Below are 616 nucleotides of genomic sequence, written 5' to 3'. Positions count from 1 at the left end.
TTGGAAAGTCGATACAAGCAACGTACAATTCCGCAATATGGCCGTACATTTTGATGCCGGCGCAGCCGCCACTCCCTCGAACACCCTTCCCCTCGCGGGCATCACCGTCGTGAGCATCGAGCAGGCCGTGGCCGCCCCGTTCGCCACCCGGCAACTCGCCGACCTCGGCGCCCGCGTCATCAAGATCGAACGACCCGACGGCGGCGACTTCGCCCGCCGCTACGACGAGACCGTCCACGGCCAGTCCAGCTACTTCGTCTGGCTCAATCGCTCCAAGGAATCCGTCACGCTCGACCTGAAATCCGCCGAGGGACGCGACATCCTCGAGCGCCTGCTGGCCACCGCGGACGTGTTCGTGCAGAACCTCGCGCCGGGCGCCGCAGCTCGCATGCATCTCGACGCCGACTCGCTCCGGCAACGCCACCCGGCGCTGATACCCTGCGACATCTCCGGATACGGCAACACCGGCCCCTGGTCGGACCGCAAGGCCTACGACATGCTGGTGCAGGGCGAAACCGGCCTGATCTCGCTGACCGGCCCGGCCGACTGCCCGTCGAAGACCGGCGTCTCGATAGCGGACATCGCCGCGGGCATGTACGCCTACAGCGGCATCCTG

At 66.7% G+C, this 616-nt stretch carries 1 protein-coding gene; it reads left to right on the top strand.

The window, feature by feature from the left end:
- Positions 1-37: 37 nt before the first annotated feature.
- On the top strand, positions 38-616 hold a 579-nt coding region (locus K3M35_RS25870; RefSeq protein WP_220667299.1), incomplete at its 3' end, for a CaiB/BaiF CoA-transferase family protein.

The organism is Rhodococcus sp. DMU2021 (assembly GCF_019641445.1).
GTDB lineage: Bacteria > Actinomycetota > Actinomycetes > Mycobacteriales > Mycobacteriaceae > Rhodococcus > Rhodococcus pyridinivorans.
Note: the sequence above shows the minus strand (reverse complement) of the source record. Positions and strands in the feature narration are given on the sequence as shown.